Raw genomic sequence first — 7,884 nt, 5'->3', positions numbered from 1 at the left:
GCAGGCCGCCGCCCCGTCCGGGGTGCTGGGCCCAGCAGCGGAGCGCGGCCTGCTGGGCCATGGTGCCGGAGGGGAAGAAGGCGGCGTCCTCGGTGCCGAGGAGGGTGGCGACGCGCCGTTCGAGGTGGGTGGCGACGCCGTTGCCGTACAGGTCGGTGGGGGCGTCGAGGTCGACGCCGAGGTCCGCGGCGGCGCCGGTGGCGTCGGTGAGCGCGGTCAGGCGCTGGCGCAGGGTGGCGGTGGTCGTGGGGCGGTCCAGGACGCGGGTGGCCTCCTGGACGGCGCGGACCTCCCGCTCGCCGCGGTCGGCGCGTCTGCTGCTGTTCACGCCGTGCATCGTAGGTGGGGCTCGTCGCCGGGAGCCTCGGGCGGTCCGTGCGGCGCTCAGCGGCGGCCGGGTGAGAGCAGCCGGCTGAAGGTGGACAGCAGGTGCGCGGGTTCACCGCCTGCGGCGCCCAGCGCGCCGCCGCGCTGGAGGACGACCAGGCCGTGCACGAAGACCCAGGCCATCAGCACGGCGTCCTGCCCGCTCGCGGCCGCGGTGACCTCGCCGGCGCGGCCGGCGGCCTCGCGCAGCGGCCGCAGGGACTCCTCGTGCGCGGCGAGCAGGTCGGGGTCGTCGGTGCGCAGCTCGCTGCTGGCGAACATCAGCTCGAACAGCGCCGGGTGGCCGGCGCCGAAGTCGACGTAGGAGACGCCCAGGGCGTGCAGCCCGCCGGGTGCGGCGTCGCGCTGGGTCGCGGCCAGCGTGCGGAAGCCGTCGGCGGCGATGGCCGTCAGCAGCCCGGCGCGGTCGCCGAAGTGGTGCTTGGGGGCCGCGTGGGAGACCCCGGCGCGACGGGCGATGGCGCGCAGGCTGATGCCGGCCGCGCCGTGGTCGTCGAGCTCGCCGGCGGCCGCGTCCAGCAGCGCCCGGCGCACGTCCAGCACCTGCCGGGCTCCGCCCCCCGCGCGGGCCTCGTCCGGTCGGCGGTCCTCGTCCGGTCTCTGGTCGGGGAGCGGTCGCGGTGGCACCCGAGAACTGTGCCGTCAGGGGTTGACACTGTCAAGAAGGCGGTGCACCGTGCTGCTTGACAGTGTCAGCCCGAAGGTCGCCGACCGGCGGCTGCGGGGGCGCTGCGCGACGATCGGAGTTCCGGCATGCCCCTGCACGGACGCGTCACCGCAGACACCGACGGCGGCTTCGTCGTCTTCCTCATCGGCATGCACGTCAACCGCTGGCGCGAGGTGCGCCACGTGGCGGCGACGGTGTCGGCGATGCGGCGCATGCTCGGCGAGCTGGACCGCCACCCGGAGCTGGGGGTGCTGCGCGCCGAGGCCGGGTTCTTCTTCGGCGGCCCCGGCGTCATCCAGTACTGGCGCAGCTACGAGGACCTGGAGCGCTACGCCCGCGCCGGCGACGCCGAGCACCTGCCCGCGTGGCGCCGGTTCAACGCGCTGGCCCGCACCAGCGACGCGGTGGGCATCTACCACGAGACCTACCGCGTCGACGCCGGCACCTTCGAGACCTTCTACAACCACATGCCCTCCGTCGGCCTGCTGGCCGCCGCCGGACCCCGCGCGCTCTCGCGGGGCAGCACCTCGGCCCAGCGCATCGGCGCCCGCGCCCAGGACGAGGCTCCCGTCGGAGCACCCGCAGGTGGTTGATCCGTCCGGTCAGGCCGATGCCGTGCAGCCGCTCGGCGAGCCGGCGGGCGACCTGGTCGACCTCGGCCACGTCGCGCACGGCCATCACGACGTGCCCTCCCGCACGTGCCGGCCGCCATCGTCACCTCGCTGGGGGAGACGCCGGTCCAGACCCGGTCGGGCGTGGCGCTGCTGGGGGACCAGACCCGGCACCAGGGCCTGGCGCGCAGTGCGATCCACCGCTGGTTCACCGACGCCGGTGACAGGCTGATCCACCCGGTGGAGGAGCACCCCCTGCACTCGCTGGTGCTGGCCTCCCAGGTGCGCCAGGTGCTCACGCGGGAAGGTCCGCACTCACGTGCCGCGCAGATCGTCGACGCGCTGCAGAGCGCCGGCGCGGAGTTCGCGAGGGTGTGGTGCGAGCACCCCGTGGGTGGCGCCACAGCGAGCAGGAGCGGTTGGTGCACCCGCAGCTGGGGGAGTTGCAGCTGCACTGCCAGAGCCTGCTGGACCCGGAGCAGGCGCAGACCCTGCTGGTGTTCACCGCGGTCCCCGGCAGCGAGAGCCACGAGAAGCTGCAGCTGCTGTCAGCCCTCGCACCCGGCGGCCGAGCTCCTGACGCGCCTCGAACGCCGAGGCGGGTGACCGTCGCGCCGCCACGCCGCCTCGCCGCCTCGTGGTGGCCGTCGCCGCAGGAGGTCGCGCGCGACGCCTCCCGAGCGCCGCGGCCCGCCGTCGGTCAGCGGTCACGACTGGCTCGCGGTGACGGCGCTGCAGTAGGACTGGAACGGTGAGCAGCTCCTGGACGGCCTCCGGGCCCTCCGCCGGCCACGGGGCGGGGTGGGCGCCGGTGCGGGTGGACGCGCCGCCGCCCGTCCTGCTCGCGCGGTCCGGCGGGTGGCTCCCGTGAACCGATCGGGGCGCCGGGGCGCGGGAGGCGGCCGCCGGCGCGGGGTGCGGCTGACCCGGAAGGTCTTCTGGGACCTGGCCGTCTACATGGTCGGGCTGGGGCTGGCCGTCGGGGTGGTCTTCCCGCCCTTCGCCCAGCAGCTGGGGGTGCCGGCCCGCTACGCGGAGCGGCCCTCGTTCCAGGTGGCCTGCCTGGTGGCGGGCTTCGTGGTGGGGGCGCTCAACCACGCCCTCTGCCGTGCGGTGGTGGGCCGCCGGCTGGCCAGGCTGAGCACCCACCTGCGGGCGGTGGCCGAGGCGGTCGCCCGCGCCGGTGCGGGCGGGCAGTGGCCGGCCTCCGGCGTCGGGCGCCTGGAGGTCGACTCCGACGACCAGCTGGGCCAGACCGCGACCGCCTTCAACGCCCTGCTGGACGCGCTGGAGGCCGGGGAGCACTTCCGCTCCATCGTCCGTGGCGCCTCCGACGTCATCACCGTCGTCGACACCGCCGGCCGGATCTCCTACCAGACACCCTCCGTGGCGGGTGTCCTCGGCTACCCGCCCGCCGCGCTGGTCGGCAGCGACCTCAGGGACCTGCTGCACCCCCACGACCGCGCCGGTGTCCACGCCTACCTGGCGGCGATCGCCCGCGCTGGCGTCCACGGCACCCGCGGTGCCCCGGTGCTGGCGCGCGTGCGGCACGCCGACGGCGCCTGGCGCTGGACGGAGACCGTCGCCGGCAACCTGCTGCAGGACCCGGCCGTCGCCGGCATCGTGCTGACCACCCGCGACGTCAGCGAGCGCGTGCAGCTGCAGGAGCGCCTGCACGCGCAGGCCTTCCAGGACCCGCTCACCGGCCTGCCCAACCGGGCGCTGTTCATGGACCGGTTGCAGGCCGCCGAGCAGGCCGCCGAGCAGGCCGCCGAGCAGGCCGCCGAGCTGGTGGGTGGTGCAGCTCCCGCCGGGACGGAGGCCGCGCTGGCGGTCCTCTTCTGCGACCTGGACAACCTCAAGGCCGTCAACGACGACCTCGGCCACGAGGGAGGTGATGCGCTGCTGCGCCAGGTGACGGCACGCATCCGCGCCTGCGTCCCCGCCGGCGCCACCTTCGCGCGCCTGTCCGGTGACGAGTTCGCCGTCCTGCTCACCGGCGGCGACAGCGCGGCGCTGGCCCGCCGGCTCGCCGAGCGCATCCTGGCCGCGCTGGCCGAGCCGGTCGACGTGGGCGGGCGCCGGGTCCGCACCGGTGTCAGCATCGGCGTCGCGAGTTCCGCCACCTGCGCCGGCTCCTCGATCGGCGTGCTGCGCGCGGCCGACGTGGCGATGTACGCGGCCAAGAACAGCGGCAAGGGCCGCTGCGAGGTCTTCCAGCCGCACCACCACGCGACGCAGCTGCAGCGCGAGCAGTTGCGCGCCGACCTGCACCAGGCGCTGGGCCGGCGGCAGTTCGCGCTGCACTACCAGCCGATCGTCGACATCGCCTCCGGCCGCACCACGGGGTTCGAGGCGCTGCTGCGCTGGCAGCACCCCCAGCGCGGTCCGGTGCCTCCCGGCGACTTCATCGCGCTCGCCGAGCAGGACGGCCTCATCGTCCCCATCGGCGGCTGGGTCGTCGCCGAGGCCTGCCGCCAGGCCGCCCGCTGGCAGCGGCGCCACCCCGCCCGCGCGCTGCAGATGAGCGTCAACGTCTCGGCCCGCCAGTTCCAGGACGTGGACCTGGTGCGCGACGTCGCGGCCGCCGTGCGCTCCTCCGGCATGCGGGCGGGCACCCTGACGCTGGAGATCACCGAGTCGCTGCTGGTGCAGGACGGCGCGGACACCATCGGCAAGCTGCAGCAGCTGAAGGGGCTGGGGGTGCGGATCGCGGTGGACGACTTCGGCACGGGCTACTCCTCGCTGAGCTACCTGCGCCGCTTCCCCCTGGACGTCCTCAAGGTCGACAAGTCCTTCATCGACGACGTCCACACCAGCGAGGAGGACCGCGCAGTCACCGCGGCGATCGTCCAGCTGGGCAGGACCCTGGGCCTGCAGGTGATCGCCGAGGGCATCGAGCACCCCGAGCAGGCCTCCGGGCTGGCGGAGCTGGGCTGCCCGTCGGGACAGGGGTACTTCTTCGGGCGCCCGCTGCCCGGCGGTCCCGCCGGGGACCTCCTCGACCGCGAAGCCGCAGCAGCCGCCCCAGCGCCCTGACGCCGCCCGCGCCCCTGCTCAGCCCAGGTGCTGCAGGCCGACGGAGACCACCACGGGTGCGACGAGCAGGAGCAGCAGCAGCGCCGTGAGCCGGGCGCTCGCGCGGCGACGCCGGCGGCGGCTGCTCGCCGCGCCCTGCAGGGGGTCGAGCACCGGGTCCACCGCGCGGGCGGTGGCGACGATCCACGCCGCGGCCACCAGCAGGCCGGGGACGAGCAGCACCGCGGCCGGGACGGGCACCTCGAGGAGCGGTCCCGCCCAGGCGCGGGTGGTGGCCGCGGCGGCGAGGACGGCCGCCACCAGCAGGCCCCAGCCGAGGGCGCCGGCGCGGCGGGCGGTGGCGACGACGTCGACCAGCAGCGGCGCGGCCACCGCGACCGCCACCGGGAGCAGGACCTGGAACTCGCTCACCACGGCCGGCCTCCCCGTCAGCAGCGCCGTGGCGCCCTCCACGGACCACAGCAGGCCCGCCACCCCCGCGGCGTTGCGCGCAGCCTCCAGCGCCCGCGCGGACCGCCGCCCCGTGCTCCGGTCGGCGGTCGGGTCGGCGGTCAGGGCGGCGGCGTAGTCGCGGGGCGCCCCGAAGGCCTCCACGGGGTCCTCGCCGCTGCTGGCGAGGTGGTCGCGGACCTCGCCCAGCACCTCGCCGATGCGCTGCCCGGGGACGTCCTGCATGCGCAGCGCGAGCAGCAGCTCCTCGCAGTAGCGCTCGCTCGCGTCCGCGTGCAGGCGGGGGGCGGGGGTGTGCTCGGTCATCGCTGCGCTCCTGCGTCGAGGCTCTGCCTGGTGGGTGCGGGTGCTGCTCCGGGCTCGGGTGCGCTGGTCGCGGCGGCGGCGGCGGCGGCGGTCAGGTCGCTGGTCAGCCGGGCGAAGGTGCGCCAGCGCGCTCCCTCCTGGCGCAGCCGGTCGCGGCCGCCGGGGGTGATCTCGTACCACTTGCGGCCGGGGCCGGACTCGCCCTCGCGCCAGGTGGTGCTCACCGCACCGGTCTCCTCCAGCCGCGCCAGCAGGGGGTAGAGGGTGCCGCCCTTGACGGTGCCGACACCGAGTTCGCGCAGGTCGTTGCCGATGCGGTAGCCGTAGGTCTGCCCCCGCGCGATGACGGCGAGGACGGCGAGGTCGAGCACCCCCCGCAGCCACTGCGCCGGCCAGGGGTCCGGGGAGCCGTCGGGAGGGGTCACACCACGATGGTGTCCCTACCTAGCTCGGAAAGCAACCTACTTCCGGGCCACCGAGGGAGACCCGGAGGTCGCGACGACCGCGGGGTGCCGGGTCCGCCGGTGCCAGCTACCGCCGGCCGTAGCGGGCGAGCGTGGTCAGCACGGCCTCCTCCACCGCGTGGGCGACCGCGGAGGCCCCCGGGTTCCAGTCGGTGAGGAACATCCTGGGCCACAGCACGAAGCTGGAGATCATGCCGAGCATCTGCGTCGCCGCCGTCGTCGGGTCCTCGACGTCCAGCGAACCGGCGTCCGCGGCGGCGCGGAAGTAGCGGCGCACCTCCTCGAAGAACGGCAGCTTGCCGAGGTCGAACTGCCGGCGCCCCAGTTCGGGCGACGACGGCGCCTGGGCGATCACCAGGCGGAAGAGCCCGGCCATGCCCGGCTGGCCCACCAGGTCGGCGTACAGGGTGCCCAGCGCCCGCAGCCCGGTCTCCGGGTCGGTGGGGTCGGGGTGCGCGCTCGGTCGCACCTGCGGCGTCCACGCCTCGTCGACGATCGCGTCGAAGAGGGCGTCCTTGGTGGGGAACTGCTTGAACAGGGTGGCCTTCGACACCTGCGCCGCGGTCGCGATCTGCGCCAGGGAGGTCCGGGCGAACCCCCTGGTCCCGAAGAGCGTCGTGGCGGCGGTGAGGATCGCGGCCCGCTTGTCGGCGGCGACCTGCTGGTGGAAGGAGGACGTACCGGGCACGGGTCGACGGTACCGGGTGGTGAGTCGCTTGACTCACCCCACCGCACGGGTCATCCTGCATGAGGTGAGTCGAGCGACTCACCTCACGAGAGGATCCACGATGGACACGCGCTTCAGCCAGGACGTCGTCCTGATCACCGGGGCCACCGGCGGCATGGGCTCGTCCCACGCCCGCGGCTACCACGCCGAGGGCGCCCGGGTCGTGCTCGCCGGGCGCCGCGACGACGCCGGGCGGGCCCTGGCCGACGAACTCGGTGCCGGCGCCGCGTTCGTCCACCTCGACGTCACCGACCCCGCCGACTGGGTGCGCGCGGTCGCGGCCGCCGAGGAGGCGTTCGGGCCGGTCACCGTCCTGGTCAACAACGCCGGGCTGCAGACGCCGCCCGCGCCGATCGAGCACACCGACCCGGCGACCTGGGCGCGCGCCCTCGCGGTCAACACGACCGGACCCTTCCTGGGCATCCGGGCGGTGGCCCCGTCGCTGCGCCGCGCCGGCGGCGGGTCCGTCGTCAACATCGTCTCGACGATGGCCAACGTCGGCACGGCGGGCTTCGCGCCCTACACGGCCGCCAAGTGGGCCGTCCGCGGGCTGACCCGGACGGCCGCGCTGGAACTGGGACGGGACGGGATCCGGGTGAACTCGGTGCACCCGGGCGTGGTCTCCACGCCGTTCGTCCACGACCCCGTCCCCGGTTCCGACGTCACGATCGCCGACGCCTACTCACCCGACGCCTTCGCCGTGCCGCGCCTGGGCCGGCCCCGGGAGGTCACCGACCTGCTGCTGTGGTTGACCTCGCGGGAGGCCGGTTTCGTCACCGGTGCCGAGTTCGTGGTCGACGGGGGCCTGCTGCTGGGCCCGGCGATGCGGGTCGCGGAGCCGGCCGGTGCCTGAGGTCGAACCCGCGGCCTCGTCCGGACCCCCGCCCGGAGCCTCGTGAGGATCGTCCTCCACCTCGAGGGCGGTCCGCGCGCCGACCGGCCGGTGCGGCGCTGAGCCCCTCACGGTCCTGATCGGCCACCGCCGTGGACCCGGTGCGCGCCGGCACGTCACCACCGGGAGCGACGACCTCGGCCTGCCCCGGGGAGCGCAGGCGGCCCTGGACGCCCGTCTGGTGGGAGGACACCCGGACGACCTGGTCCTCCGCGGCGCGGGAGCTGTCGCAGAGGTCGAACACCCGCGACCGGCGGTCGGCGGGCGGGCGGGAGCCGCGCTCGCGTCCACCGCGGGGGCCACCCGGGCGCCGAAGGGCGGGGAGCGGGTGGCCCCCGCGG

The 7,884-nt window shown here is 75.7% G+C and carries 8 protein-coding genes and 1 pseudogene; 4 read left to right on the top strand and 5 right to left on the bottom strand.

Annotation, left to right across the window (positions count from 1 at the left end):
- Both GTQ99_RS16310 and GTQ99_RS16305 read right to left on the bottom strand, forming a co-directional pair.
- Nucleotides 1-337 (bottom strand): annotated as a pseudogene (locus tag GTQ99_RS16310) (beta-eliminating lyase-related protein); the annotation flags it as partial.
- A 47-nt stretch (nucleotides 338-384) separates the two neighbouring features.
- Complete coding sequence (locus tag GTQ99_RS16305; protein WP_205707625.1) at nucleotides 385-930, bottom strand: WHG domain-containing protein; 546 nt, start codon at nucleotides 928-930, stop codon at nucleotides 385-387.
- 210 nt (nucleotides 931-1,140) lie between these two features.
- Here GTQ99_RS16305 and GTQ99_RS16300 point away from each other — a divergent pair, with 210 nt between their 5' ends.
- From GTQ99_RS16300 to GTQ99_RS16285, 3 genes are all read left to right on the top strand, one after another.
- Complete coding sequence (locus GTQ99_RS16300; protein WP_166616788.1) at nucleotides 1,141-1,647, top strand: DUF4188 domain-containing protein; 507 nt, start codon at nucleotides 1,141-1,143, stop codon at nucleotides 1,645-1,647.
- Between the two features lie 105 nt (nucleotides 1,648-1,752).
- A complete protein-coding gene (locus tag GTQ99_RS27575; RefSeq protein WP_205707624.1) occupies nucleotides 1,753-2,271 on the top strand; it encodes an MmyB family transcriptional regulator in 519 nt (172 codons plus the stop codon).
- A 309-nt stretch (nucleotides 2,272-2,580) separates the two neighbouring features.
- On the top strand, nucleotides 2,581-4,704 hold the full coding sequence (locus GTQ99_RS16285; protein WP_166616786.1) for an EAL domain-containing protein: 2,124 nt from the start codon (nucleotides 2,581-2,583) through the stop codon (nucleotides 4,702-4,704).
- Between the two features lie 18 nt (nucleotides 4,705-4,722).
- On the opposite strand, the gene GTQ99_RS16280 is transcribed toward GTQ99_RS16285, so the two are convergent.
- From GTQ99_RS16280 to GTQ99_RS27025, 3 genes are all read right to left on the bottom strand, one after another.
- Nucleotides 4,723-5,460 (bottom strand): hypothetical protein, encoded by a 738-nt coding sequence (locus tag GTQ99_RS16280; RefSeq protein ID WP_166616785.1) that lies wholly within the window; start codon nucleotides 5,458-5,460, stop codon nucleotides 4,723-4,725.
- Entirely contained in the window at nucleotides 5,457-5,885 is a 429-nt protein-coding gene (locus tag GTQ99_RS16275; protein WP_166616784.1) for a helix-turn-helix transcriptional regulator, read from the bottom strand. Before GTQ99_RS16275 ends, GTQ99_RS16280 begins: the two co-directional genes overlap by 4 nt.
- Before the next feature lie 106 nt (nucleotides 5,886-5,991).
- Nucleotides 5,992-6,612 (bottom strand): TetR/AcrR family transcriptional regulator C-terminal domain-containing protein, encoded by a 621-nt coding sequence (locus tag GTQ99_RS27025; protein WP_166616783.1) that lies wholly within the window; start codon nucleotides 6,610-6,612, stop codon nucleotides 5,992-5,994.
- Nucleotides 6,613-6,712: 100 nt separating this feature from the next.
- Here GTQ99_RS27025 and GTQ99_RS16265 point away from each other — a divergent pair, with 100 nt between their 5' ends.
- Nucleotides 6,713-7,504, top strand: a complete 792-nt coding sequence (locus GTQ99_RS16265) for an SDR family NAD(P)-dependent oxidoreductase (RefSeq protein ID WP_166616782.1) — start codon at nucleotides 6,713-6,715, stop codon at nucleotides 7,502-7,504.
- Nucleotides 7,505-7,884: the final 380 nt, after the last annotated feature.

The sequence above is a fragment of the Kineococcus vitellinus genome (assembly GCF_009906315.1).
Lineage (GTDB): Bacteria > Actinomycetota > Actinomycetes > Actinomycetales > Kineococcaceae > Kineococcus > Kineococcus vitellinus.
This window is presented reverse-complemented; position numbering and strand designations above follow the sequence as displayed.